This is a genomic window from Halomonas sp. E14 (genome assembly GCF_052568415.1).
The window spans coordinates 1,154,989-1,180,732 of record NZ_CP199423.1; the positions used below are offsets into that span (position 1 = coordinate 1,154,989).

Annotated in this window: 22 protein-coding genes, 7 tRNA genes and 1 pseudogene; 18 read left to right on the forward strand and 12 right to left on the reverse strand. The window is 65.1% G+C overall.

Annotation, left to right across the window (positions count from 1 at the left end; all coding sequences use genetic code 11):
- Positions 1-8 precede the first annotated feature (8 nt).
- The 4 genes from htpX to msrB all read right to left on the reverse strand — a co-directional run bounded on the left by htpX (position 9) and on the right by msrB (position 3,785).
- Entirely contained in the window at positions 9-908 is a 900-nt protein-coding gene (gene htpX, locus ACT7B3_RS05320) for a protease HtpX (RefSeq protein WP_444678129.1), read from the reverse strand.
- Positions 909-1,035: 127 nt separating this feature from the next.
- A complete protein-coding gene (locus ACT7B3_RS05325) occupies positions 1,036-2,268 on the reverse strand; it encodes a pyridoxal phosphate-dependent aminotransferase (RefSeq protein WP_444678128.1) in 1,233 nt (410 codons plus the stop codon).
- A 64-nt stretch (positions 2,269-2,332) separates the two neighbouring features.
- Positions 2,333-3,313: a ribosome biogenesis GTPase YlqF gene (gene ylqF, locus ACT7B3_RS05330; RefSeq protein ID WP_445157129.1), complete on the reverse strand. Its 981-nt coding sequence runs from the start codon at positions 3,311-3,313 to the stop codon at positions 2,333-2,335.
- Positions 3,314-3,383: 70 nt separating this feature from the next.
- Positions 3,384-3,785, reverse strand: coding sequence for a peptide-methionine (R)-S-oxide reductase MsrB (msrB, locus tag ACT7B3_RS05335; protein ID WP_444678127.1), 402 nt, complete (start codon positions 3,783-3,785; stop codon positions 3,384-3,386).
- Positions 3,786-3,936: 151 nt separating this feature from the next.
- Between msrB and ACT7B3_RS05340 the strand changes: the two genes are divergently transcribed.
- From ACT7B3_RS05340 to ACT7B3_RS05395, 12 genes are all read left to right on the forward strand, one after another.
- Positions 3,937-4,012, forward strand: a tRNA-Glu gene (locus ACT7B3_RS05340).
- Between the two features lie 53 nt (positions 4,013-4,065).
- Positions 4,066-4,140, forward strand: a tRNA-Gly gene (locus ACT7B3_RS05345).
- 40 nt (positions 4,141-4,180) lie between these two features.
- Positions 4,181-4,256 (forward strand) — tRNA-Glu (locus tag ACT7B3_RS05350).
- 52 nt (positions 4,257-4,308) lie between these two features.
- A tRNA-Gly gene (locus ACT7B3_RS05355) sits at positions 4,309-4,383 on the forward strand.
- Between the two features lie 18 nt (positions 4,384-4,401).
- A tRNA-Glu gene (locus tag ACT7B3_RS05360) sits at positions 4,402-4,477 on the forward strand.
- Between the two features lie 45 nt (positions 4,478-4,522).
- Positions 4,523-4,597 (forward strand) — tRNA-Gly (locus ACT7B3_RS05365).
- Between the two features lie 163 nt (positions 4,598-4,760).
- Positions 4,761-5,723: an ABC transporter ATP-binding protein gene (locus ACT7B3_RS05370; protein ID WP_445157130.1), complete on the forward strand. Its 963-nt coding sequence runs from the start codon at positions 4,761-4,763 to the stop codon at positions 5,721-5,723.
- Positions 5,720-6,493 carry an ABC transporter permease gene (locus tag ACT7B3_RS05375; RefSeq protein WP_086511757.1) on the forward strand — a complete coding sequence of 258 codons (774 nt, stop codon included), beginning with the start codon at positions 5,720-5,722 and terminating at the stop codon, positions 6,491-6,493. Before ACT7B3_RS05370 ends, ACT7B3_RS05375 begins: the two co-directional genes overlap by 4 nt.
- Positions 6,490-7,323: an NADPH-dependent 7-cyano-7-deazaguanine reductase QueF gene (queF, locus tag ACT7B3_RS05380; RefSeq protein ID WP_445157131.1), complete on the forward strand. Its 834-nt coding sequence runs from the start codon at positions 6,490-6,492 to the stop codon at positions 7,321-7,323. The genes ACT7B3_RS05375 and queF overlap by 4 nt, the downstream gene beginning before the upstream one ends.
- A gap of 105 nt (positions 7,324-7,428) precedes the next feature.
- Positions 7,429-7,989, forward strand: coding sequence for a nitroreductase family protein (locus tag ACT7B3_RS05385; RefSeq protein WP_445157132.1), 561 nt, complete (start codon positions 7,429-7,431; stop codon positions 7,987-7,989).
- Positions 7,990-7,992: 3 nt separating this feature from the next.
- Complete coding sequence (locus ACT7B3_RS05390; protein ID WP_445157133.1) at positions 7,993-8,496, forward strand: YiiD C-terminal domain-containing protein; 504 nt, start codon at positions 7,993-7,995, stop codon at positions 8,494-8,496.
- A 105-nt stretch (positions 8,497-8,601) separates the two neighbouring features.
- Positions 8,602-8,689: transfer RNA gene (locus tag ACT7B3_RS05395), tRNA-Ser, on the forward strand.
- A gap of 133 nt (positions 8,690-8,822) precedes the next feature.
- Here the strand turns inward: ACT7B3_RS05395 and ACT7B3_RS05400 are convergent.
- Complete coding sequence (locus ACT7B3_RS05400) at positions 8,823-9,020, reverse strand: hypothetical protein (protein ID WP_444678123.1); 198 nt, start codon at positions 9,018-9,020, stop codon at positions 8,823-8,825.
- Between the two features lie 809 nt (positions 9,021-9,829).
- Here ACT7B3_RS05400 and ACT7B3_RS05405 point away from each other — a divergent pair.
- The gene (locus ACT7B3_RS05405) at positions 9,830-10,258 is read left to right on the forward strand and encodes a DUF3617 domain-containing protein (protein WP_445157134.1); all 429 of its coding nucleotides are present in this window, start codon (positions 9,830-9,832) and stop codon (positions 10,256-10,258) included.
- Between the two features lie 123 nt (positions 10,259-10,381).
- Here the strand turns inward: ACT7B3_RS05405 and ACT7B3_RS05410 are convergent, their stop codons facing one another.
- Both ACT7B3_RS05410 and ACT7B3_RS05415 read right to left on the reverse strand, forming a co-directional pair.
- A complete protein-coding gene (locus ACT7B3_RS05410; RefSeq protein ID WP_445157135.1) occupies positions 10,382-13,504 on the reverse strand; it encodes an efflux RND transporter permease subunit in 3,123 nt (1,040 codons plus the stop codon).
- Entirely contained in the window at positions 13,504-14,637 is a 1,134-nt protein-coding gene (locus ACT7B3_RS05415) for an efflux RND transporter periplasmic adaptor subunit (protein ID WP_445157136.1), read from the reverse strand. The genes ACT7B3_RS05410 and ACT7B3_RS05415 overlap by 1 nt, the downstream gene beginning before the upstream one ends.
- 238 nt (positions 14,638-14,875) lie before the next feature.
- On the opposite strand from ACT7B3_RS05415, the gene ACT7B3_RS05420 reads away from it, so the two are divergent.
- The 4 genes from ACT7B3_RS05420 to ACT7B3_RS05435 all read left to right on the forward strand — a co-directional run bounded on the left by ACT7B3_RS05420 (position 14,876) and on the right by ACT7B3_RS05435 (position 19,156).
- Positions 14,876-16,081 carry an NAD(P)/FAD-dependent oxidoreductase gene (locus ACT7B3_RS05420; RefSeq protein WP_445157137.1) on the forward strand — a complete coding sequence of 402 codons (1,206 nt, stop codon included), beginning with the start codon at positions 14,876-14,878 and terminating at the stop codon, positions 16,079-16,081.
- A 102-nt stretch (positions 16,082-16,183) separates the two neighbouring features.
- The gene (egtB, locus tag ACT7B3_RS05425; protein WP_445157138.1) at positions 16,184-17,479 is read left to right on the forward strand and encodes an ergothioneine biosynthesis protein EgtB; all 1,296 of its coding nucleotides are present in this window, start codon (positions 16,184-16,186) and stop codon (positions 17,477-17,479) included.
- 1 nt (position 17,480) lies between these two features.
- Complete coding sequence (egtD, locus tag ACT7B3_RS05430; protein WP_445157139.1) at positions 17,481-18,446, forward strand: L-histidine N(alpha)-methyltransferase; 966 nt, start codon at positions 17,481-17,483, stop codon at positions 18,444-18,446.
- 56 nt (positions 18,447-18,502) lie between these two features.
- Entirely contained in the window at positions 18,503-19,156 is a 654-nt protein-coding gene (locus ACT7B3_RS05435) for a hypothetical protein (RefSeq protein WP_444678119.1), read from the forward strand.
- 64 nt (positions 19,157-19,220) lie between these two features.
- On the opposite strand, the gene ACT7B3_RS05440 is transcribed toward ACT7B3_RS05435, so the two are convergent.
- The 4 genes from ACT7B3_RS05440 to ACT7B3_RS05455 all read right to left on the reverse strand — a co-directional run bounded on the left by ACT7B3_RS05440 (position 19,221) and on the right by ACT7B3_RS05455 (position 21,360).
- On the reverse strand, positions 19,221-19,544 hold the full coding sequence (locus ACT7B3_RS05440; RefSeq protein WP_445157140.1) for a YqjK family protein: 324 nt from the start codon (positions 19,542-19,544) through the stop codon (positions 19,221-19,223).
- Positions 19,525-19,923 (reverse strand): phage holin family protein, encoded by a 399-nt coding sequence (locus ACT7B3_RS05445; RefSeq protein WP_444678117.1) that lies wholly within the window; start codon positions 19,921-19,923, stop codon positions 19,525-19,527. Before ACT7B3_RS05445 ends, ACT7B3_RS05440 begins: the two co-directional genes overlap by 20 nt.
- A complete protein-coding gene (locus tag ACT7B3_RS05450) occupies positions 19,923-20,255 on the reverse strand; it encodes a DUF883 family protein (protein WP_444678116.1) in 333 nt (110 codons plus the stop codon). Before ACT7B3_RS05450 ends, ACT7B3_RS05445 begins: the two co-directional genes overlap by 1 nt.
- A 91-nt stretch (positions 20,256-20,346) precedes the next feature.
- Positions 20,347-21,360: a phospholipase A gene (locus ACT7B3_RS05455; RefSeq protein ID WP_444678115.1), complete on the reverse strand. Its 1,014-nt coding sequence runs from the start codon at positions 21,358-21,360 to the stop codon at positions 20,347-20,349.
- A gap of 128 nt (positions 21,361-21,488) precedes the next feature.
- Between ACT7B3_RS05455 and mscK the strand changes: the two are divergent.
- Positions 21,489-24,912: pseudogene (mscK, locus tag ACT7B3_RS05460) on the forward strand (mechanosensitive channel MscK).
- Positions 24,913-24,921: 9 nt separating this feature from the next.
- Here mscK and ACT7B3_RS05465 read toward each other — a convergent pair.
- Entirely contained in the window at positions 24,922-25,686 is a 765-nt protein-coding gene (locus ACT7B3_RS05465; protein ID WP_445157141.1) for a TlyA family RNA methyltransferase, read from the reverse strand.
- Positions 25,687-25,744 lie beyond the last annotated feature (58 nt).

Consider the following 25,744-nt stretch of genomic DNA (forward strand, 5'->3'; position numbering starts at 1 on the left):
CCGAGCGATCAGCGGTAGGCGGCTTCCTTCAGTGCGCGAATGCGGTCGTCCAGCGGCGGGTGGCTAGCGAACAGTCGTTCCATGACCTTGCGTGTCTGACCCGCATTGATGCCAAAAGCGGTGAGGGTATCCGGCATCTGGTTGGGCATTTCGCTCTCTGCCTTTAGCCGGGCCAGGGCGTTGATCATCGCGCCGGTGCCGGCCAGCTGAGCGCCTGCGGCATCGGCGCGGTACTCGCGGAAGCGCGAGAACCAGGCGACGATGGCCGAGGCGATCAGGCCGAACACGATCTCGGCGACGATCACCACCGCGAAGTAGCCCATGAAGCCAAGCCCGGCACCGTCGCTGCGCGAGCGCAGGAAGTTATCCACCAGATGCGCCACGGCACGGGCGAAGAACATCACGAAGGTGTTCACCACGCCCTGGATCAGCGCCAGGGTGACCATGTCGCCGTTAGCCACGTGGCCGATCTCGTGGGCCAGCACCGCGCGCACTTCCTCGGGGCGCATGCGGTTGAGCAGCCCGGCGGAGACCGCCACCAGGGCGTCGTTCTTGTTCCATCCGGTGGCGAAGGCGTTGGACTGCTGGGCGGGGAAGATGCCGACTTCAGGCGTCTTGATGCCGGCTTCGCGAGACAGCTCCTCGACGGTATCGAGCAGCCACTTCTCGGTGCTGTTGCTCGGCTGGGTAATGATCACCGTGCCGGTGCCGCGCTTGGCCATCCACTTCGACATGAACAGGGAGATCATCGAGCCGGCCATACCGACGATGAAGCAGAAGAGCAGCAGGGCATTGAAGTTGAAGCCCTGGCCGCGCAGATAGCCCTCCACCCCCAGCAGTCGCAGCGTGATGCTGGCGACGAGGATCACCGCCAGGTTGGTGCCCAGGAAGAGCAGAATTCGCATCATCGTTCGGAATCTCCGTGCCTATCAAGGAAGTGAGGGCCGCAGGGCGGCCCGGAAAATCTGGTGATTAGATACGGCTGGTTAACGGAGGTTTCAAGCCTGAAGTGAAAAACCAGCCGGGTCTGTGCCGCTATTGGCGGTAGCGCGAGAGGAAGCGGGCGAAGCGATCCAGCGCGTCGCCCAACTGGTCGGCCCAGGGCAGGGTGACGATGCGCACGTGGTCCGGCTCGGGCCAGTTGAAGGCGGTACCTTGCACCAGCAGGATCTTCTCCTGCAGCAACAGGTCGAGCACCAGCTTCTGGTCGTCTTGGATGGGGTAGACCTTGGGGTCGAGTCGCGGGAAGGCGTAAAGCGCTCCCTTGGCCTTGGTGCAGCTCACGCCGGGAATGGCGTTGAGCTTTTCATAGGTGATGTCGCGCTGGGCCAGCAGTCGCCCGCCGGGCAGGATCAGGTCATTGATCGACTGGTAGCCGCCAAGGGCCGTCTGGATGGCGTGCTGGGCGGGTACGTTGGCGCACAGGCGCATCGAGGCGAGCATGTTGACGCCCTGCAGGTAGTCCTTGGCGCGCTGCATGGCCACGCTGCCGGAGAAGATCATCCAGCCGGAGCGGAAACCGGCGCAGCGGTAGCTCTTCGAGAGCCCGTTCAGGGTCACCACCAGCTGGTCCTCGTCGGCCAGCGCCGCCGTCGAGACGTGCTCGGTACCATCATAGAGAATCTTGTCGTAGATCTCGTCGGAGAACACGACGAGATCGTTCTCACGGGCGATGGCCAGCAGCTCGCGCACCACCTCGGGCGGATAGACCGCGCCAGTCGGGTTGTTGGGGTTGATGATGACGATGGCGCGGGTGTGGCTGGTCACCTTGGCGCGCACGTCGGCCATGTCCGGCGCCCAATCGGCCTGTTCGTCGCAGCGGTAGTGCACCGCATGGCCGCCGGCGAGGTTGGCGGCGGCGGTCCACAGCGGGTAGTCGGGGGCGGGAATCAGTACCTCGTCGCCGTCGTTGAGCAGCGCCTGCAGCGCCATCACGATCAGCTCGGACACCCCGTTGCCGATGTAGATGTCTTCGATGCCGACATTGGGTATGAGCTTGCGTTGGCACTCCTGCATGATCGCCTTGCGCGCCGAGTAGAGCCCCTTGGAATCGCAGTAACCCTGGGCGGTGGGCAGGTTGCGCATCACGTCCTGGAGGATCTCCTCCGGGGCCTCGAAGCCGAACGGTGCGGGGTTGCCGATGTTGAGCTTGAGGATGCGCTGGCCTTCGTCTTCCAGCCGCTTGGCGTGTTCGAGCACGGGCCCGCGGATGTCGTAGCAGACGTTGTCGAGCTTGTGCGATTTCCTGAACAGGGAGGGCGTGTCCATGAGGTGTCCGAGATTCCAGTGGTGTCCGGTGGTTCCGGTCAGCCGTGCTGCCGGAACTCAGTGATTATGCGGAACTATTGCCAGTGTCGCTATCGTTGTTCTCTGCTTCGTTGGCGCACTCTTCAGCGGCCTCCGGCACGGGAATATCGGCGGGAGTTTCCAGCGTGAGCCGGCCCAGCTTGCCGTCGCGCAGCTCGTGCAACAGCACTTCGGCGCCGCGATGCAGGTCGACTTCGCCGCCGGCGCGTAAGCCCCCGCGACGCCGTGCGATCTCGGCGAGAATCGCATGACCGTCGAAGCCGGCCAGCGCCATCAGGTCGATGCGCCGCGGGCCGTCGGCCTCGACCTGTTCGGCCTCGGGGTTGGCGGCATAGGGCGGCAGCTCGGTCAGCTTGTAGCGCGCCTTGAGCGCCTCGGGATAGCGCCGCGCCAGCTCGGCGGCGGTAACTACGGCTACGTCGACATAGTCGATGGCAGTGTCGCGAATGGCGCCGCTGGCGGCCAGGCGGTAGGCGCTGGCCTGATCCTCGATCTTCGGCCACAGCACCCCGGGTGTGTCGATCAGCGCCACGCGGCCTTCGATGCGTACCTTCTGCTGGCGCTTGGTCACCGCCGGCTCGTTGCCGGTCTTGGCGATGGCCTTGCCGGCCAGGCCGTTGATCAGCGTCGACTTGCCGACATTGGGGATGCCCATGATCATCACTCGCACATCGCGATCGGCGCGTACCTGGCCGGCCAGCTCATGACACAGCTTGGGAATGCGCTTGAGCTCGCGGGCGTTGGTGGTGGTCACCGCCAATGCGCGGGTATCGGGCAGCGCATCGAAGTGCGCCACCCACTCTTGGGTGCGCTCCGGGTCGGCCAGGTCGGCCCGCGAGAGGATCTTGAGCACCGGCTTGTGGCGGGTCAGGCCGGCCAGCATGGGGTTGGCGCTGGAGTAGGGCAGGCGGGCATCGAGCACCTCGATCGCCACGTCGATTTCCGGCAGCGCCTCCTGGATCTGGCGGCGCGCCTTGTTCATGTGTCCCGGATACCAGCCGAGCATGTGCCACTCCTGCAAACCGTACGAGGCCGCCCATCATAGCAGAAGGGCGGCCTCGGCAGGGTGGTGCGGGCTATTCGCCGGGATGGAAGGCGATGGACACCGAATTGATGCAGTAGCGTAGCCCAGTGGTGTGGGCTGGGCCGTCGGGGAACACATGGCCCAGATGGGCGTCGCAGTGGGCGCAGACCACCTCGGTGCGGCGCATGCCGTGGGAGTCGTCGAAGCGCTCCTCGACGGCGGCCTTGCCCAGCGGGCGGTCGAAGCTGGGCCAGCCGCAGCCGGCCTCGAACTTGTGCTCGTTCTCGAACAGCGGGGCATTGCAGCAGATGCAGTGGTAGATGCCGTGCTCGTCCGATACCTGGTAGTCACCGCTGAATGGACGCTCGGTGCCCTGCTGGCGCGTCACGCGAAACTGCTCCGGCGTGAGCTGGGCTTGCCACTCGGCATCGCTCTTGACGATCTTCTTGCGCATGGCCTCTCTCCTGCTGTGGCGATGTCGACATCAGACACCCAAAGCTTGGCCGTTTTCCTACCTTTCGGCCAGCCCCGGGCGACAGTTGACAGCCTTCGGGGGCTTGAGTAAGATTCGCGCCACCTCGTTGAGGCGAAAGCGAGACGGCTACGTCCCATTCGTCTAGTGGTCCAGGACACCGCCCTTTCACGGCGGGAACAGGGGTTCGAACCCCCTATGGGACGCCACTCGTTTGCAGCAGTTTCAACGGGTACCGGAGTGCAGCAAGTAAGAGCAGAGTGCGGGAATAGCTCAGTGGTAGAGCATCGCCTTGCCAAGGCGAGGGTCGGGAGTTCGAATCTCCTTTCCCGCTCCAACTTCTGCTTCGGCAGAATGTGCAGCAGGTGCTCCAATGCGTCCCATTCGTCTAGTGGTCCAGGACACCGCCCTTTCACGGCGGGAACAGGGGTTCGAACCCCCTATGGGACGCCATCTTCCGGTTGCGGTAGCGGTTGCTTTATCGATAGCATAGCTGTGCGTGCATGCGGGAATAGCTCAGTGGTAGAGCATCGCCTTGCCAAGGCGAGGGTCGGGAGTTCGAATCTCCTTTCCCGCTCCAGCACGTCCTGGCTTTTGCGTCCCATTCGTCTAGTGGCCTAGGACACCGCCCTTTCACGGCGGGAACAGGGGTTCGAACCCCCTATGGGACGCCACCTCGATACTCTGTGATGCCCATGTCGACATCCCAGAGGCAATAAGCGGGAATAGCTCAGTGGTAGAGCATCGCCTTGCCAAGGCGAGGGTCGGGAGTTCGAATCTCCTTTCCCGCTCCAATTTCTTCTACACCCATCAAGATGCCAAGGCTCGGCCCCCCTACTTAATTTGATGACCTTGCCCATGGGCGAGGGTTTCGGCGTTTTCCAGGCGGCGACTTGAAAAAAATCTTCACGCCCTAATCTCTTGAACTCGCTTTTCATCCCAACGCAAGGATGTCCCATGGCCGAACCGGCGCTGTCGATCCGTGGCCTGACCAAGGTCTACGGCAACGGCTTTCATGCCCTCAAGGGCATCGATCTCGACGTCGAGCAGGGGGATTTCTTTGCCCTGCTGGGCCCCAACGGGGCCGGCAAGTCCACCACCCTCGGCGTGGTGTGCTCGCTGGTGCAGAAAACCGCTGGCCGGGTCTCGATCTTCGGCATCGACATCGACCGCGACTTCGCCCGGGCTAAATACCACCTGGGCGTGGTGCCTCAGGAGTTCAACTTCAACCAGTTCGAGAAGGTCATCGACATCGTGCTGGCCCAGGCGGGCTATTACGGCATGCCGCGCCGCGAGGCGCTGCCCCGGGCCGAGCAGCTGCTCAAGGACCTTGGGCTGTGGGACAAGCGCGGCGGCAGCGCGCGCATGCTCTCCGGCGGCATGAAACGCCGCCTGATGATCGCCCGCGCCCTGATGCACCGCCCTAAGCTGCTGATTCTCGATGAGCCTACCGCCGGCGTCGATATCGAGCTGCGGCGCAGCATGTGGGAGTACATGCGCCGTATCAATCGCGAGGAGGGCACCACCATCATCCTCACCACCCACTATCTCGAGGAGGCGGAGAGTCTCTGCCGCAATATCGCGATCATCAACCATGGCGAGATCGTGCGGAATACCAGCGTGCGCGAGCTGCTCGCCGAGCTCGACACCGAAACCTTCCTGCTCGACCTGGCGCGTCCCGTGGAGCAGGCCCCGCAGGTCGAGGGTTTCGAAGTGCACAAGGTGGAAACGGCGCAGCTCGCTGTGGTGGTGCATCGCGGCCAGCGGCTCAATGACGTGTTCGCCGCCTTGGATGAACAAGGCATCGAGGTGGTCTCCATGCGCAACCGCGCCAACCGGTTGGAGGAGATGTTCGTGTCGATGGTGGAGCAGGGCAACGCAGCGCAGCGTGAACTCGACACAGTGGAGGTGAACAAGTGAGCCCCGCTCAGATCGCCATCGCCCTGTGGACCCTGGTGCTCAAGGAGATCAAACGCTTCACGCGGATCTGGCCGCAGACGCTGCTGCCGCCCTCGATCACCATGGCCATGTACTTCATCATTTTCGGCAGCTTGATCGGCCCGCGCATCGGCGAGATGGACGGCTTCAGCTACATGGACTTCATCGTCCCGGGGCTGATCATGATGGCGGTGATCACCAACAGCTACTCCAACGTGGCCTCCAGCTTCTTCTCCAACAAGTTCCAGCGCAGCGTGGAGGAGATGATGGTCTCGCCCATGCCCAACTGGGTGATCCTGGCCGGCTTCGTGCTGGGCGGCATGGCCCGCGGCCTGGGGGTGGGCGCCATCGTCACCCTGGTGTCGCTGTTCTTCACCCGCATCAGCGTGGCCCACCCGCTGCTGACCCTCGGCGTGGTGGTGCTCACTGCGGCGCTGTTCTCCATCGGCGGCTTCATCAATGCGCTGCTGGCCGACAAGTTCGACGACGTCTCCATCGTGCCGACCTTCGTGCTCACGCCGTTGACCTATCTGGGCGGGGTGTTCTACTCCATCTCGCTGCTGCCGACCTTCTGGCAGAACGTCTCGCTGCTCAACCCGATACTCTATATGGTCAACGTGTTCCGCCACGGCTTTCTCGGTATCTCCGACATCCCGGTAGGCTGGGCACTGACGGCCATCTTCGCTTTCATCATCGTGCTCTTCGCCATCGCCCTGTGGATGCTGGAGCGGGGCAAAGGAATACGCTCATGAATCACCGACCCAATACGCTCGAGCATGCCCCGCTGGGGCGCGAGTCCGCCTACCCTGAGCACTACGATGCCGGGCTGCTCTATCCCATTCCCCGCGCGGCCAATCGCGCGCCGCTGGGCATCGAGGAGGGCCGGCTGCCCTTCGTCGGCGAGGACGAGTGGCACGCCTTCGAGGTGAGCTGGCTCAACGCCCGCGGCAAGCCACGGGTGGCCGTGGCACGTTTTCGCCTGCCGGCCCAGTCGCCCAACCTGATCGAGTCGAAGTCGTGGAAGCTCTACCTCAACGGCTTCAACCAGACCCGTTTCGACAGCCGCGAGCAGGTGATCGACACCCTCGAGCGCGACCTGGCCCAGGCCGCCGGGGCGCCGGTCTCGGTGGAGCTGTTCGATGTCGACGACGCGGCGCTGGCGGTGTGTCGACTGCCCGGGGAGTGCCTGGACGAACTCGACATCGAGATCGACGCCTACTCGCCCAGCGCCGAGCACTTGAAGGTGGGGGAGGCGATCGTCGAGGAGACGCTCTACTCCCACCTGCTTAAGTCCAACTGCCCGGTCACCGGCCAGCCCGACTGGGGCAGCGTGCTGATTCGCTACCGCGGCCCCAAGCTCGACCGCGAAGGCCTGCTGCGCTACCTGATCGGCTACCGTCAGCACCAGGACTTCCACGAGCACTGCGTGGAGCACATCTTTACCGACCTGATGGCCAAGGCGAAGCCGGAGCGACTGCTGGTGCTGGCGCGCTACGTGCGCCGCGGCGGGCTCGACATCAGCCCCTGGCGCGCCACTCCCGGCGAGCGCCCGCCCGAGCCCCTGCGCTTGGCGAGACAGTAAGCCCTTCGCAACAGTGGCTCTGTCGAAATGCTAGGCCCGGCACGACAGCCAGCGGGGCAGCTGGTAGAGTTCGATCTATTTCGACGACCTGGCATGGGAACTGGTATGGACGCACTGACCCTGCTGCACCAGCGCAGCTCGATGGGCAAGCTGATGGGGCCGGCCCCCGGCCTCGAGCAGATGGAAGCGATCTATCGCGCCGCGCTGCGCGCGCCGGACCACAAGGAGCTGCGCCCCTGGCGCTTCATCGAGTTTTCCGGTGAGGGCCTCGAGCGGCTGGGCGAGCTGTTCGCCGAAGCCGAGTACCGTGAGGATCCGAGCATTGAGGATGCTGCGCTCGATGCCGTACGCAAGAAGCCGCTGCGCGCGCCCATGATCATCGCGGTGATCGCCAAGGTCACTCCCGATGTGCCCAAGGTACCCAAGATCGAACAGGTGATCTCCGCCGGCTGCGCCGCCCACGGCATCCTGCTCGCAGCCCATGCGTTGGGGCTCGGCGCCATGTGGCGCAGCGGTAAGTACGCTTTCGACCCCACCGTGCGCAAGGGGCTCGGTCTGGAGGAAGAGGACGAGTTGATCGCCTTCCTCTATCTGGGCCAGCTCGGCGGACGCCACAAGCCCATTGCCGAGCATGATATCGGCGACTTCGTCGAGCGTTGGACCTGACCCATGCGCGAGGTCGGCATACCCCACCCACGCCTGCCGCTGCCCGAGCCCGGCCAGGGCGATGACCCGCAGGCGTTCCTGGCCTGGCTCATGGATGCCATCCCCATGGTCGAGCATCTGGGCATTCGCGAGATGCGCTGGGAAGGGGAGAGCCTGCTGTGGGAGCTTGCGCTTGGCCCCAATCTCAACGACAAGGGCACCGGTTTCGGCGGGGCGCTCACCGCCCAGACCACCCTGCTGGGCTGGTGTTGGACCACCCTGTGGCTGCGCCAGCGCGGCTACGCCCGCGACGTCGTCGTGGCCGAAGCCAGCCAGCGTTTCCTGGCCCCCGTTACCGGCGATTACCGCATCGTCTGCGCTGCCCAGAGCGAACAGGGCCCGGCGAGCCTGGCGGAGCGCCTGACGAGCCGTGGGCGCGGCCGCATCGGTCTTGCCCAGCAGCTCTGGTGCGGCGATGTGCTGTGCCTGGAAGCCCACGGCGACTACGCCGTGCTGGCCGCCGGCTGAATGCGCTTGAACCGAAAAACCGGCTTGCAAACGCGTACTTAAGCCGTTAGACTTTGCGCCGTTCTGACGCACAAGGGCGTTGCCCCCGTGGAAGAACCACAATGTGGAGAGGTGTCCGAGTGGTCGAAGGAGCACGCCTGGAAAGTGTGTAAGTCGAAAGGCTTCGAGGGTTCGAATCCCTCCCTCTCCGCCACAGAATTTTAAAGGGGAATCAAGCGCTTAGCTAGATTCCCCTTTATATTTGGTGCATTCAGCGTTATCGCCTTCATCGCTGGAGTGGCTGGAACCCGCCTGGGAGCGCTTGCAGCTCGGGCCTGGCCAAGCCGCTATTTCTTCTTGCGCATAAAAGGCAAGACCTTGCCCATCGCATCCGCGAGCTCCTGGTCGAGAGGCTTATGGTGCAAGCTCACGGCGGCTCTCGCTGCGGTATAGGTTCCTTTGTATTCCTGGGCTATTTCGCGATCCGTCATGCTGTCTGGGAGGTTTTCTTTCTCCCGAATCGCATCGATTACCGCTTTGTCCATGTTGCCCTCCATAGCAGTGCCTTTGTCCGAGCATAGTGCAGAACGGCCAGGATGGTGGGCGCGCCACTATGACCTCACCAAGAGAGGAATTGGCTGACGTGTTATGTCAGCAATTTCCTACAGCGATTCTTATCCTGTGTTACATACAGGCGCGGCCGAGCCTGGCATTCTGCAACCCTGAGCCAGGGAGGCTCACCAGGGAAGACCGAGTCAGGACGACTCACTCCAGGGAAGCTTGAGCAGCGGGAGGCTCAAGGTGGGATGTAGGGAAGCGAAGATCTAGCCCGGCCGAAAGGCCGGGCTTTCTTTTTGTGGCACCAGCTTTTTTTGGTGCCTCCATCAGTTTGGCGCCACCCGCTGTTTCTGGCGGCCTTCCTCTCCTATCTTTCTTCTATGCTGCACCGGGCTGCTTTCCAAGGGATTCTTGGAGGTATGTCGGAAGGGATACGCCGTTGTAGGTATTTTCAGTACAAAACCTGTCGGCAATCTCTTACAACATTCTTGGCATTGGCGGGGTGTCATCCCGACCGCAAGCTGCCATGATGGTGTCCATGAGCACGGAGGCTCTACCAGGGAAGGCGAGGTCAGGACGACCAGACTCCAAGGATGCTTGGGCAGGACGCTCGAGGTTGTCGTAGGGATGCCAAGATGCAGCCCGGCCGAAAGGCCGGGCTTTGTTGTTTTTTGCGAGCTGGAAGTTGCCGTCATCATGGTGGCCGAATAAGCATCCGGCGTTTTCGCACTGGGTGGGTGTGTGAGGTAAGCTTGTGACGTGCCATGCCTACGACGAAAATGAACGGAGATTCCTCATGTCCTATCGTGTTTACCTGGCGGCTGCCGCCGCGCTGCTGCTGCCATTGTCGGCGCTGGCTGACAAGCCCAATATCGTTCCCGGGCAGTGGCAATTCACCAGCACGACCTCAGTGGTTGGCGATATTCCCATTCCTGATCAGACCGATTCCCACCAGGAGTGCATCGCCCAGGGGGATCTGGACGATGCCGACTTCCAGTTTCTCGACGTGGAAGAGGGCTGCGAGCTGCTCGAGCACAATGTCTCGGCCGAGGGCATCGACTACCGCATGGTGTGCCATGCCGAGGGCGGTGAAGCCAATATCGATGGGCATATGGCATTTCTGGGCGAGCGCGTGGAAGGCGGGGTGAATATCCATACCCAGTCGCCCATGGGCGAAATGACCATGCAGACCGTCATCGAGGGTGAGCGGATCGACGACTGCTAAGCGCTGCGAAAACAAATGCCTTGCAAACTGGCCACCCCCCTAGGGTGGCCTTGTCGTTTGTGGCGCCGGGCTTCTTGTGGCAGAAGTGTCTCCGGCGTTCGTTCCTCCACTTCATCGGTGCATTCAGGCGTTGCTGTCGTTGCCATGAGCCGCGGCCATCTCCGCTTCCAGGCGGCGACGGACGTCACCGGGCGAGCCAGTGCGTCGGGCCAGCAGGTCGTAGGCCACCGGCACCACGAACAGGGTGAAGAAGGTAGCGGCCGCCACGCCGGCCAGGATCACCGTGCCGATCACCATGCGTGATTCGGCGCCCGCACCTGTCGAGACGATCAGCGGAATGGCGCCGGCCATGGTGGTCACGGCCGTCATCAGGATTGGCCGCAGGCGCGTCACCGAGGCATCGAGCAGGGCGTCGCGGAAGGCCAGCCCTTCGTCGCGCAGCTGGTTGGCGAACTCGACGATCAGAATGCCGTTCTTCGATGCCAGCCCGATCAGCATCACCAGCCCCACCTGGCTGTAGATGTTGAGCGACTGCCCGGTGACGAACAGCCCCAGCATGGCCCCGCTCATGGCTAGCGGCACGGTGAGCATGATCACGAAGGGGTGGATGAAGCTCTCGAACTGGGCGGCCAGCACCAGAAAGACGACCAGCGCGCCGAGGATCAGCAGGTAGGTGGTGGCCCCGCTAGCTTGCTGAAAATCCCGCGAGGCCCCGCTGACATCGGTCTGCGCCTGGGGCGGCAGCACCTCGGCGGCGGCTGCCTCCAGGTACTCCAGTGCCTCGCCCAGCGAGTAGCCATCGGCCAGGTTGGCCTCGATGGTGATGGAGCGTATGCGGTTGAAGCGGTTGAGCGTGCTGGCCCCGGCAAAGTCGGAGAAGGTCACCAGGCTGGCCAGTGGAATCAGCTCGCCGGTGCGCGCCGAGCGCACCTGGATATTGTCGAGTGCCCGCGGGCTTGACTGGTTGGCGCGGTCGCCTTCCAGTATCACATCATACTCCTGGCCGTTGGCGAGGTAGCGGGTCACGTTGCGCCCGCCCAGCAGCACCTCCAGCGTGCGGCCTATCTCGGTTACCGTGACGCCGAGATCGGCGGCGCGGGCGTAGTCGATATCGACCCGCAGCTGCGGCTGGGTCTCCTGATAATTGCTGTCGACGCCGATCAGGCGCGGATTATCGGCGCGGATATGGTCCATCAACAGGTCGCGCCATTCGACCAGCTCCTCGTAGGTACCGCCGCCCAGCACGAACTCCACCGGCTTGCTGATGCGCTGGCCGAAGCCCTGGCGCATCACCGGGAAGGCCTGAACGCCGGGCAGGCCGGCGAGCTCGCGGCGCACCGCGTCCATGATCGTCCAAGCATCGCGGCGCTGGCCCCAGTCGGCCATGCTGATGATGACGAAGCCGTTATTGAAGTTTTCGATGTTGCCGAAGCCGCGTGGCGCCCGAACCACCACCCGCTGCAGTTCGCCGCTGTGCAGTAGGGGGTCGAGGCGTGCTTCGATCTCGTCCATGTAGTCCATGACATAGTCGAAGGTGGCGCCTTCCGGCCCATTGACCAGGATGATGAAGCTGCCGCGGTCCTCCTGAGGGGTGTACTCGCTGGGCAGGCGATCGGCCAGCCATACTGTGGCGGCGATCAGCCCGACGAACACTGCCAGCACGGCCATCCGTGCCTTGAGCACGCCCACCAGCAAAGAACGGTAGAGGCGCTGGGAGAATTCCAGCAGCCACTGTACGGCGTGGGCGATGCGCCCCTCGTGCATCGAGGGCTTGAGGATCTTCGAGGCCATCATCGGCGTGAGCGACAGGGCCAGCACGCTGGAGATGATCACCGCCGCGGCCATGGTCAGGGCGAATTCCGAGAACAGCCGCCCCACGTTGCCCTGCAGGAAGCCCAGCGGCACGAACACCGCCACCAGTACCAGGGTGGTGGCGATGACGGCGAAGGCAATCTGCCGCGTGCCGCGGAAGGCCGCCACCAGCGGCGTCTCGCCGTAGTCGTGCATGCGCCGGTGGATGTTTTCCAACACCACGATGGCGTCGTCGACGATCAGGCCGATGGCCAGCACCAAGGCGAGCAGGGTGAGCAGGTTGATCGAGAAGCCCATCAGCGCCAGCGCCATAAAGGCACCGATGAGGGCTACCGGCACGGTGACGGCGGGGATCAGGGTGGTGCGCACGTTGCCGAGGAACATGAAAATCACCACCACGACCAGGCCAAGGGCGATGAACAGCGTGACCACCACCTGCTGGATGGCGCCGGCCACGAACACCGAGGCATCGTAGTTGAGCGAGAGCGACATGCCCTCGGGCAGGCTGTCCTGCACGCGCTCGAGCTCGGCCTGAATGCCGCGCGAGACCTCCAGCACGTTGGCGGTGGACTGCTTCATGATGCCCAGGCCGACCATGGGGATGCCGTTGGCACGAAAGGTGGAGCGATCCTCCACCGAGCCGATCTCCACCCGGGCTACGTCGCCCAGCCGCACCAGGTAGCCGTCGCTGCCTTGGGCCAGGGCCAGGCGCTTGAAGTCGGCCGGTTCGACGAAGGCGCGTGGCAGGCGCACCACGAACTGGCGATCCTGAGACTCGATGGAACCCGCCGGCAGCTCGACGTTCTCGGCCCGCAAGGCGTTCTCGATGTCGCTCACGGTCAGGTTGCGTGCGGCCAGCGCGTTGCGGTCCAGCCATACGCGCATGGCGTATTCGCGCCCTCCGCCCAGGCGCACCCGCGCCACGCCGGGCTGTACCGAGAAGCCGTCGACGAGATAGCGGTCGGCGTAGTCGGTCAGCTCGGGAATGGTATAGCCGGCGCCGGAGAGCGAGAGCCACAGCACCACCTCCTCGCTGGAGTCGGCCTTCTGCACTTCGGGCGGGTCGGCCTCGCTTGGCAGGTTGCGCAGTGCGCCGGAGATGCGGTCGCGAATGTCGTTGGCCGCGGCATCAATGTCCATGTCCAGGCGGAATTCGATATTGATGCGCGAGCGGCCGTCTTCGCTGGAGGAGGTAATCAGCTCGATGCCTTCCACCCCGGCGATGCGATCTTCCAGCACCTGGGTGATGCGGGTCTCCACCACGCTGGCCGAGGCCCCGGGGTAGCGCGTGTCGATGCTGACCACCGGCGGGTCGATGGCGGGGTACTCCTGCAGCGGCAGGCGCTGCAGGGCGAGCAGGCCGAAGGCGACGATCAGCAGTGCCAGCACGGTGGCCAGCACCGGCCGCTGTACGGAGAGATCGGACAGCCGCATCAGGTGTCGCCCTCGCTGCGGTTCGCTTCGAGGATCTCGCGGATCGAGGTGTCGTCATCGGCAATGCCGATCAGTCGCACCCGGTCACCCTCATGGGCACGCTGCAGGCCGTGGCTGACCAGCAGTTCGTTGCCCTCCAGCCCTTCGACGATCTCGGCCTGGCCGATACGGCGTTCACCTACTTGCACCTGGCGGCGCACCAGCCGGTTGTCTTCGGCTTCGTCGATCACCAGCACGAACTGCTTGTCACCGCTGGGAATCAGCACCGACTCCGGTACCACCACCGCCTGGCGCGGGCTGCGCTGCAGCACCACTTCCATCAGCATGCCGGGGCGCAGGCGCAGTTCGGGATTGTCGAGTTCGGCGCGCACCGTGATGCTGCGGCTGACCGGGTCGACGCGCGAACCGATCATGGCCACCTCCCCCTCGAAGGCTTCATCGGGAAACGCAGCGCTGTGTGCGGTGAGGGGAAGGCCCGGCGCCAGAAAGGCGAGAAACGTCTCCGGCACGCTGAAGTCGAGCTTCATCACGTCGAGCTTGTCGAGAGTGACCAGCGCGGTACCGGGCGTGACCAGACTGCCGACGCTGATATTGCGAAAGCCGACCCGCCCGTCGAACGGAGCGCGCAGCCGGTAATTGGTCAGCCGCGCCTCTAGTGCCTGTATTTCTGCTTCCACCTGCCGCAGCCGCGCCTGGCTGTCCTCCACGTCGGCGCGTGGGGCCAGGTTGCGGCTCTGCAGCTGGCTGAGGCGCTCCACGGCGCTGCGGCGTTCGTCGCGCAGGGCCTGGGCCGCACGCAGCTGGGCCTGCTCTTCGCCGTCTTCCAGGCGAATCAGCAGCTGCCCGGCCTCCACCACCTCGCCGTCGCGAAAGTTCAGCTCGGCCACGATTTCGGTGACCGTGGCCGACAGCGTCACGCTTTCGTCGGCGCGCAGGGTGCCCAATGCCTCCACGGGGTCCGACCAGGGCTGCACCTTGGCGTGAGCGCCGATCACCGCGGCTCGCTCCTGGGCGGCGACGAGCGGGCTTGCCAGCAGCGCGATGGCCAGCAGCGTGACGGTCAGCAGCAGGCCTTGACTCACCTGGAAGGTAGTGGCAGCCCGTTCACGGGCAACAGAGCGCGATAGGGTCATGGTAGGGTCTTGTTCGTTCTTCTAGGTTCGGTGAGTCGCGAGGCACTCGCGGTGTCAGCGTATCGCTTAACAGGCTACCTTTCTTGCCGGCCAGGAATGCGGCAATAAATTCGCAAGATGGCGCCATATGTCGTCCTGAATTTATACGAAACAGAAAGGATTGTATAATTTATTGGGCAACTCCTACCGCCCTTGGCTGCTAGAATGCCCCTCTTTGCGGACATGACGAGAGCAGCGCATGACCTATGACGTGGTGATCATCGGCGCCGGTGCCGCCGGCCTGATGTGTGCACTGACGGCCGGCTATGCGGGGCGGCGGGTGCTGGTGCTCGACCACGCCAACAAGGCAGGCAAGAAGATCCTGATGTCCGGAGGCGGGCGCTGCAACTTCACCAACCTGGCCACCGGGCCGGCCAATTTCTTCTCGGCCAATCCGCGCTTCTGCATCTCGGCGCTCAAGCGCTACCGCCCCGAGCACTTCGTCGAGCTGGTCGAACGCCACGGGCTCGAATACGTGGAGAAGGCGCCGGGGCAGCTGTTCTGCGCCCATTCGGCCAAGGAGCTCCTCGACGTGCTGCTCACCGAGTGTGAGTGGGCGGGCGTTGAGCTGCGTCTGAAAACGAGCGTGGAACGCATCTCGCCGCAGGGCGAGGGGATGCGCCTGGTCACCTCGGTTGGGCGAATCGAGGCCGGGGCGGTGGTGGTCGCTACCGGCGGGCTCTCCATTCCCACCCTGGGGGCGACCGGCTTCGGCTACGACATCGCCCGCCAGTTTGGCCTGAGGGTGACCGAAACACGCCCGGCGCTGGTCCCCTTCACCCTGACCTCGCAGTGGAAGGGCCGCGCCGCGGCGCTGGCCGGGGTGGCCTGCGACGTGGCGGTGTCGGTTTTGCGAAACGGCCAGCGCCTGGGGCCGGGGCGGGATCGGCAGTATTGTGAGCCGATGCTTTTCACCCATCGTGGACTATCGGGGCCCGGCATGCTGCAGATCTCCAGCTACTGGCAGCCGGGCGATGAGCTGGCGATCAACCTGCTGCCCGGGGTAGATATCCCCGGTGCGCTTGCCGAGGCCCGCCGTGCGACGCCGCGCCGCCAGCTTTCCACGTGGTTCGCCGAGCGGCTGTCGCGGCGCCTGGCCCAGGCGCTGGCCGAGTGGCATGGCGAAGACCCCACGCTGGCAGAACTTTCCAATGGACATATCGATGTGTGGGCGGAACGGCTAGGCGAGTGGCGTATCAAGCCCGCCGGCACCGAGGGGTGGCGTACCGCCGAGGTGACGCTGGGCGGAGTGGCTACCGATGCGATCTCGTCGCGTGACTTCAGCGTCGAGGGCCTGCCCCAGCTGCGCTTCATCGGCGAGGTGCTCGACGTGACCGGGGAGCTTGGGGGCTACAACTTCCAGTGGGCCTGGGCCTCGGGCGTGGCCTGTGGCCAGGCCGTCTGAGCGCAACAAAGTCTTACGCGTCGTTACGGGCTGGCTTTTCCCGTGTTGCTACGCTTGTGACATTGCTTCGTCACGGTTGTGGCTCGTCACGGGAGTGCCTCCATGCCTCACGCCATCCAGCAGCTTGAAGTGTCCGATACCCTGCATACCAAGGAGTGGCTGAGGCGCTACCAGCGCGTTCGCCAGGCCAGCGAAGCCCTGTGCGCGCCGCTATGCACCGAGGACTACGTGATCCAGAGCATGGCGGACGTCAGCCCGCCGAAGTGGCACCTGGCCCACGTCACCTGGTTCTTCGAAGCCTTTCTGCTCACGCCCTTCCAGCCGCACTACCGACCGCTCGATCCCGTCTACGACTTCCTGTTCAACTCCTACTACGAGACCCACGGGGTGCCGTTTCCACGGCCCCGGCGCGGTACGCTGTCAAGGCCGACGGTGGCCGACGTCTACCGTTTTCGGGCCCATGTCGATGCCGCCATGTCCGAACTGCTCGAATCGCCCCCTCCCGAGCATGCCGAGGAGATCACCCGACGCGTCGAACTGGGACTGCACCACGAGCAGCAGCACCAGGAGCTGCTGCTGATGGATATCAAGCATATTCTAGCCCAGAACCCGCTGTGCCCCGCCTATCGCGACGACCTTGCCGCACCGCCGAGCCAAGTGCCGGGAGAGCTTGCCTGGCTCGACTACGCGGCCGGCGTGCGCCTGATCGGCCACGACCGCGATACCGGGTTCGGCTACGACAACGAAGGCCCAGTGCATCGCCAGTTCGTCGAGGCGTTCCAGCTTGCCAATCGCCCCGTCAGCAACGCCGACTGGCTGGCCTTCATGGCCGACGGCGGCTACACCCGCCCTGAGCTGTGGCTTTCCGACGGCTGGCAGCAGGTGGGTGAGGCGGGCTGGCAGGCGCCGCTCTATTGGGTCGAGCGTGACGACGGTTGGCATCACTACACCCTGGGCGGGCTGCGCCCGGTAGACCCGCATGCGCCGGTGGTGCACGTCAGCTTCTATGAGGCTGACGCCTACGCCCGTTGGGCCGGGGTGCGGCTGCCCAGCGAGGCCGAATGGGAGGTGGCCGCCCACGATGCCAGCCTGCGCGGCAACCTGGTCGAGAGCGATCACCTACAGCCGGTGGCGGCTCCGACCCTGACCTCCGCGCCGGTTCAGCTGTACGGTGACGTGTGGGAGTGGACCGGCAGCGCCTACCGGCCCTACCCGGGCTTTCGCCCGCTGCCGGGCACGCTGGGGGAGTACAACGGCAAGTTCATGTCGGGGCAGATGGTGCTGCGGGGCGGCTGCTGTGCCACCCCCGCCGACCACCTGCGCCCGACCTACCGCAACTTTTTCCCCCCGCACGCCCGCTGGGCGTTCTCCGGGCTGCGGCTTGCCAGGGAGGCCTGAGATGACACCCGTCGTGCATTTCCATGACCAGCACCTCCCCGCGGCGTCGCAGTCCCTGTGCGAAGAACTGCTGGCGGGCCTGGCGGCCAGCCCCAAGGTATGCTCGCCCAAGTTCTTTTACGACCGACGCGGCTCGGAGCTCTTCGACGCCATCTGCTGCCAGCCGGAGTACTATCCCACGCGCACCGAGGAAGCCATTCTCCAGGCGGCAGCCAGTGAGATTGCCGAGGTGGTGGGGCGCGATGCCACCCTGATTGAACTGGGCAGCGGGGCCAGTCGCAAGATCCGCCTGCTGCTGGAGGCGCTACGCCCGGCCTGCTACCTGGGGGTGGATATCTCCCGCGACTTCCTGCTCGAATGCACCCGCCGGCTGGCGGCGGATTACCCCTGGCTCGAGGTGCACGCCGCCTGTGCCGATTTTTCCCGGCCCATGGTGTGGCCCGACGGCCTGGCGGGCGAGCGCCCGGTGGCGTTCTTTCCCGGTTCCAGCATCGGCAACTTCTCGCCCGAGGAGGCCGAGGTGTTCCTCGACGGACTGGCCGCACTGCTGCCACCCGGCGGCGGGCTGCTGATCGGCGTCGACCTGATCAAGGAGCGCAAGATACTCGATGCCGCCTACAACGATGCCGCCGGAATCACCGCGGCCTTCAACCTCAACCTGCTGGAACGCCTGCGCCGCGAATTCGAGGCTGAGGTGGAGCCGAAACGCTTTGCCCACAGCGCTTTCTACAACGCTGAGGCGTGCCGCGTGGAGATGCACCTAGTGAGCCGCTGCGAGCAGGTGATCCGCCTGGCCGGGGCAAGCATTCCCTTTGCCGAGGGGGAAAGTCTGCACACCGAGAATTCTTACAAGTACAGCATCGACGGCTTTCGCGACCTGGCCGGTCGCGCCGGTTTCGTACCGCAGGCGCTGTGGACCGACCCGGATGCGCTGTTCAGCCTTCACTACCTGGAGCGCGCCGCCTGAGGCGCCATGACTGGTCTATGCTGCTGTCAGGACCACGCTGACGGGGGAGGCCCGCCATGACCATGATCGCCATTCACGAAGCCTCTGAGACCTCCGGTTCGCACTTCGCCGACCGAGTGGTCGAGGAGGCCGTGCGCCAGGCTGAGGCGACGCACTGGCAAGCCGTGCGGCTCAGTGACGTTGCTGAAGCCTTGGCGCTGCCCATGAGCGTGGTGCTGGAGCGCTTTCGCGACATGGACGACGTTGCCAATGCCTGGTTCGCGCGCGGCTGGCACGCCATGCTGGGCGCCAAGCCCGACACCTTCGCCGACTGGCCGGAGCGAGTGCGCATCGAGCACTGCCTGATGGCCTGGTTCGATGCCTTTGCCGCGCATCGCCGCGTCACGGTGCAGATGCTGCGCACCAAGGCGCACCTGCCGCACCTGCATACTTGGGTGCCGCTGGTGTTCGACCTGTCGCGCACCGTGCAGTGGCTGCGTGAAGCGGCGCGGCTGGAGGCGCGCTACGGCACCCGGCGAGCCCAGGCCGAGGAAATCGCCCTGACCGGGCTGTTCCTGGCGGCGTTAGGTGTGTGGGCGACCGACGCCAGTGACGGGCAGCGGCAGACGCGGCGCTTCATCGACCGTAGCCTGAGGCAGGGCGAGCAGTGCATGAAGTGGCTGCCGGGGGGCATGAAGCGCGGGGCTCGGCGGGCCGAAGCGCAGCTTTGAGGAAGCAGCCGCTTGGAGATAGCCGTAACGATTTGACACTGCGCGATGTGTACGACGCTTACGCCTAGCGCCGCGTCCGCAGCAGGCGACGTACGCGGTAAAACAGCAGGCCTGCTGAGGCAAGGTGCCGAGAAAGGCGGATCAGGCTGCCGGGATGGCGCGCATAGGCCACCACCAGCGCGCCGCCTGCCAGGTAGCACAGGCCGCGATAGCGCTGGGCCTGCTGGTACATGCCGTCGAGCGAGCGGCTCGCCTTCTGCCAGCGCTGGGTTTCCACCAGTATATCGATGCGCTGCTGTTCGATGCGCTTGAGCAGCAGGGCCTTAGACTCGCTGCGATCTGCGGGGGCAGGGGAAAATGAATGCCGTTCAGGCCTGGCGGAGGTCATCGCGGGAGCCTTCTGCCAGTTCGCGGTCCAGCGCCAGTTGCGCCAGGGTTTGCTTGAGCAGCGTATGGCGCCTGGCCTGACGCACGGCCAGCGCCGCCAGCAGGGCGCCGCCTCCCAGCAGGACGGCGGCACACAGGCCGATGGCGAGCAGTCGATGGGTGTCCCAAAAGACCACCACCACCAGCAGAATGAGCATGCCGAGTCCAAGCATGAGCATGATCATGCTCAGCCCCACCATGATCAGCAGGGCGATGAGCCGGGCGCGCTCCTCTTCGAGCTCCAGCACGGCGAGACGCAGGCGCGTCTCGCCGGCCGCCAGCAAGCTCCCGAGCAGGCGCTTGCCGGCACCGAACAGGCGTAGCGCAGGCCCGGGCTCCATCAGCGTCGCCCGATCAACAGGCCGATGACGATCCCAGCAGCGGCACCGATGCCGATGCTGGTCCAGGGGTTGTCGTGTACGTAGCGGTCGTAGACGTCGGCTTGGTGATGAAGCGACTCCCTGGCGTCGTCGTACAAACGCTCGCCGCGGGCTTCGAGGCGCTCGCGGGTCTCCTTCAGGCGCTTTTCGGCGCGTTCGCGCAGCTCCTTGACGTGACCGCGAGAGTCGTCGGCCGTGGCGCTGACCAGATCTTCGATGGTGCGGGTGAGGTGGTGGAGGTCTTCCTTGAGCTGGCGTGTGGTGTCTTCGGTGAACGGATTGCGGCTTGCCATGGCAGTCTTCCTCTGACGATGAATGACAGGCTCAGCATAGCAGTCACCCATTTGAGTTCAATGTGAGCGGCTGTGGCAGAATGTATCGTGCTCAGCGCGTACCGGTGCCGGTAAACAGCGGATTGACGCTGAAACCGAGGCTCAGCCGATGGCTGCGGTGATCGTAGTCGATCATGCTTTCCCCGTAGCCGTAGTAGTACTGCACGTGGCCGCGAATATTGCCGAACATGGGCCAGGAGTAGTCGAACTGCGTGCCCAGGTTGCCGGCACTGGGGTTGCCGCGCATCATCAGCGTGGCCTCCTGGTCGCCATTGATGCGGCGTGCCACGGTGACGTCGCCATAGCCCATGTAGCGGTCGATGTCGGGATTGTCATCGTCGCTCTTGGATTCGGGAACGCGCCAGTGCGGTGCCACGGCCACGGCCCAGTCGCCGCGCTGGAAGATGCTTTCCAGATAGAAGCGGTTCCAGCTGCGCGACAGCGGCATGGAGCGTCCGTTCGACAGGTGGTTGAAGGCGATGCGATTGCGCGTGTTGGTCCAGCCGAACAGGCGGAAAGCGTTGTCGAACTCCATGAACACTTCCGGCTCGTAGTTGGTCTCGCGGAAGGGAGAGGAGGATTCGGTATTGTAGGCCTGCCACCAGCTGCGCTGGGTGTAGGCGAAATAGAGATCGCCGGTGTTGCCGAAGAAGTCCTCGACCAGGTTCACCTTGGCGCTGAACTGAAACTTCACTTCAAGATCGTTCGGCCCGCTGGCGGTCGAGATATCGCGAAAGGCGGTGTAGTTGGGATGGGTGGCATAGCTCAGCGGAAACAGGTAATTGCGCCGGTGCGTGGTGATGGCAAAGGGGTTGCGGGTCGACTCGCGCTCGAGCTGACGACGCTGGGCGATCTCTTCGCGCACCGCGTCCTCGTCGTCGAGGAACGGGCTGGTCTCGTGCTCCGGCAGCGTGTCGAGCTGCAGCCGCAATGTCTCGATTTCCCCCGTGAGCGCGTCGATGCGTGCTTCGATGGCATCCCGCTGGGCATCGCTCTGGGCCAACGCAGTGAAGGGCACCAGGCCGAGCAGCGTCGCGCTGGTGAGCAGGAGGGAACGGATGGTCATAGGAGCACTCGAAGCGGGTCATGTGAGGTTCCGTTTCTACCATGTCGCCTTGGCAAGTCAACAGCTGAGCGGACATTGTCATCTTTCCACCTGGGGCCGAGAATCGCCTGGGGCGAGAGTCGTTACCAATGAGGGTTAATGTGAGCGCCAAGTGTCACTCCCTAACCGGCGTCTGGCGGGCCGGCCTGACCATCTGCCTGCTGTGGCTCGGCCTGCTGCTGCCACTGGTGGCGTTGTCCGAAGAGGCGCTGCCCGACCCTCAGGCCGTTGAGGCTCGGCTCGCCGAGCTGCGCGGCGAAGAGGGCGAGACGCCAAGCGCTGCCCAGCAGCGTGATATTGAAGCCCTGGAGGCGACCCTGGCGGCGCTGGAGCGCCTGGAAGCGGTCAACGAGCGTCTCGCCGCGCTGGAGCAGCGGTTGGAGGACGCGCCTGCCGAGCTGCTGCGGCTGGAGCGCGAGATGCTGCAGGAAGAGGAAGCCTCCATGGCGCGGTCGATCGCCGACCTGGATGGCCTGCCGCTCGACGAGCTGGAGTACCGCCAGCAGGAGGCGGTGTTCGACCTGCAGCAACTGCAGGACCGCCTGGCCGAGGTCAATGCCCAGCTGCTGTCGGCGCAGACCCTGCCGGAGCGCGTCCAGCAGGCAATCGGCGAGGCGATGCAGAATGCCGAGCGTTCGCGTCGGGCGCTGGATACGCTGGAAGCCCAGGGGGTGAGCGAGAACGCCCCGCGGCTGTGGCAGCGCCAGGCCGAGCGCCATCTGGCCGAGCGCTCGCTGCGGCTGCATCAGCGGGAGCTAGGCAGCAACGCGCGGCTGCGCGAGCTCAGCCAGCAGCGCCGCGACCTGCTGGTCCAGCAGATCGCCAGCCAGGAAGCCGAACTGGTGCTGCTGCAGAGCGTGATCGACCGCCAGCGGCGCATTGCCTCCGAGCAGGCGATTGCCGATGCCGCGCGCAGCGACCCGATGCTGGAGGCTGGCCATCCGGTGCTCGAGCGCGCCCAGCAGGTCAACCGCGAGCTCAGCCTGGAGCTGCTGCGGGCCAATGACCGCCACAACGGGCTGGTGCGCGAGAGCCTGGCCACGCGCAGCCAGCTCGATCACGTGCGCCAGCTGCAGCGTAGCCTCAACGAGCAGATCGAGGCGATCCGCGGCAGCCTGCTGCTGTCGCGCATCCTGCGTGAACAGCGCCGCTCGCTGCCCCAGGTAGACGCACGGCGCACCCTGCAGGACGAGATCGCCGATCTGCGGCTGCGTCAGTTCGACCTGGTGCGCCAGCGCGATGCCCTGCGTCAGAGCGAGCGCCTGGCCAGCCAGCGCCTGGAGGAAGCCGGGGTCGAGGTGAGTCCGGCGCTGCTCGACTCCCTGCAAGGGCTCTACTACTCGCGTCGCCAACTGGTGGACCAACTGGAGCAGACCTATGGCAGCCTGCTCAGTGCGGCTATCGAACTGCAGCTCAACCAGCAGCAGCTGCTCGAAAGCTCTCGCGAACTGCGCACCACCATCGACGAGCAGCTGTTCTGGATCGCCAATGCGCGACCGCTGGACATCGCCTGGTTCCGTCAGCTCCCGGCGCACCTGGCCGACGAGTGGCAGAACGGCGAGTGGCGGGCCGTGCTGCCGGCCAATTGGCGCATGCCGCAACCGTCGGGGCTAGCGGGGGCGCCCTTCGTGCTGGCGGCGCTGCTGCTGCTGTGGCAGCGCCGCCGTATCCAGCGCCGCCTGGCGGTGCTGCATGACCAGATCGGGCGCCTGCGCAGCGACTCCCAGGCCCATACTCCGCAGGCGGTGGCGCTCAATGCGCTGCTGGCGCTCCCCGGCCCGCTGGTACTGGCGGGCATCGGTATCGGCCTGATCGCCGATGGCGAGGGTGTGGCGGATGCGCTTGGGCAGGCGCTTGGGCATCTGGCGCTGGCCTGGGCCTTCATCGCCTGGTCGCGACGCCTGCTGGTGCGCGACGGGGTGGCCACCAAGCACTTCTATTGGCCGGCCGGCTATGCCTCGCGGCTGCGCTGGCTGCTGCGCTGGTTCGGCCTCGCGCTGGTGCCGGTGCTGATGATCGCCACCCTGGCACGAGACGGCGAATTCAGCCTGACCCTGCGCCCGCTGGCGCTGACACTGCTGCTGCTGGGCCTGCTCTCCATGAGCGTGGTGCTGGCACGCCTGATCCTCGCGCATACGCCGTTCTTCGGCGTCAAGCTGTTCCGGCTGGTGCTCGGGCTGATCATGGCGGCGGTGCCGCTGGCCCTGGTCGGGCTGATCGTGACCGGCTACGAATACACGGCGCTGAGCCTGGTTGGGCATTTCGTCGTCACGCTCTACCTGCTGGCCACCTGGGTGCTGGTCGAGGCCACGGTGGTGCGTGGCCTGGCAGTGGCGGCGCGCCAGGGCCCGCTTAAACGCCAGCCGCCGCGCCCAGGTGCAGGAAGGTGCGGAAGGGGGGCTCGAGGTCGTGGAGGAGCCCCCGCTCGACATGGAACAGATCAACCAGCAGTCGCTGCGCCTCTCCAAGCTGATCCTGCTGATCGGTTTCGCGCTGCTGCTCTACCTGGTGTGGGCGGACCTGCTCACGGTGCTGGGCTACCTGGACAACGTGGCGATCTGGGAAGGCGGCGAGGGCGTGGGCGCGGAGCTGGTGACCAGCGCGCTGTCGGTGACCGACGTTTTCACGGCGCTGCTGATCTTCGTGCTTACCCTGGTGATGGCGCGCAACCTGCCAGGTCTGCTCGAGGTGGTGGTGCTGTCGCGCCTGGAGCTGAAGCAGGGCAGCGCCTATGCCATCACCTCGCTGCTCTCCTACGCCATCGTCGGCGCCGGTTTCATCATGGCGCTGGCTACCCTGGGGGTAGCCTGGAGCCAGCTGCAGTGGCTGGTGGCGGCGCTGGGCGTGGGGCTGGGCTTCGGTTTGCAGGAGATCTTCGCCAACTTCGTCTCGGGTCTGATCATCCTGTTTGAGCGGCCGGTGCGTATCGGCGACACCATCACCCTGGGCAACCTCACCGGTACGGTGAGCCGGATCCGCATTCGTGCCACCACGGTGACCGACTTCGACCGCAAGGAAATCATCATTCCCAACAAGACCTTCGTCACCGATCAGCTGATCAACTGGTCGCTGTCGGACACCATCACCCGCGTGGTGCTGGGCTACCGTGTTTCCTACGGTTCCGATCAGGTGCTGGTGCATCGGTTGCTTTACCAGGCGGCCGAGGAGAACCCGCGGGTGCTGGGCGATCCCGAACCCCAGGTATTCTTCATGGACTATGGCGAGAGTACCCTCAACTTCGAGCTACGGGTCTTCGTCAACGCGTTGGGCGATCGGCTTTACGCCACCGATGAGCTCAACTGCCGGGTGGGTGAACTGTTTGCCGAAAATGGCATCAGTATTGCTTTCAACCAGCTCGAGGTGTGGTTGCACCGGGAGGATGGCGAAGAGAGAAAAGTCAAAAGTGTATCGCCCAAGTCCAGTAGGGTGTCTCGTCACCCGCCGCCCGGCGCGGGGGGCGACCCAGGCGATATCGATATCGGCGGCAGCGACGGCGGGGATGGCGGACGCTGAGCAACGCCGTCACTGCTTGACGGCGTGTAGCAGGAACTCGCGGTTACCGTCGCCGCCCAGCAGCGGGCTCTCCTGCCAGTGGCGAACGTCGAGTCCGTGCTCGGCGCAGCAGGCGCGAACGGTGGCTTCCACCTCGCCGTAGCGGGCCGGGTCGGAGACGATGCCGCGGGAATTGACCCCGCCCGGGCCCACCTCGAACTGCGGCTTGACCAGACTCAGCAGTTCGCCGCCGGGGCGCAGCAGCTGGGCGATCTGGGGCAGGATCAGCGTCTGCGAAATGAACGAGACGTCCATCACGACGATATCGGGGGCCGCGGCGCTCTGAGCGGCGAGGGCGTCGTGCAGGCGCGGCTCGTCGTGCATGGCCCGCGCATTGAGCCCCTCCAGGCAGGTCACGCGAGGGTCGCCACGCAGCTCCGGGTCTAGCTGGCCGTGGCCCACTTCGATACCGATCACATGGCGCGCACCGAAGGCCAGGGCACAGTCGGTGAAGCCGCCGGTGGACTGCCCCACGTCGAGCACCAGTCGGTCCGTCAGGTCTAGCTCCAGCGCTGCGACCAGCGCTTCCAGCTTCAGCCCCGCCCGTGAGACGTAGCGCTCCTCGGGGTCTTCGGTCACCGCCAGGCGCACCCCCTCGGGCAGCTTCTCACCGGGCTTGCTGAGTATTTTTCCGCTCTCCGCCAGGCTGACCCGGCCGTGGCGGATCAGCCGCTGGGCGCGGGTTCGCGAGCGGGCCAGGCCCTGGGAAACGAGCAGCTGATCGAGGCGGGGCATGCAAAAGTTCCTCATGCGGCAAGAGTGGCAGCCAGAAGCGGGGCCGCCATTATGGCAT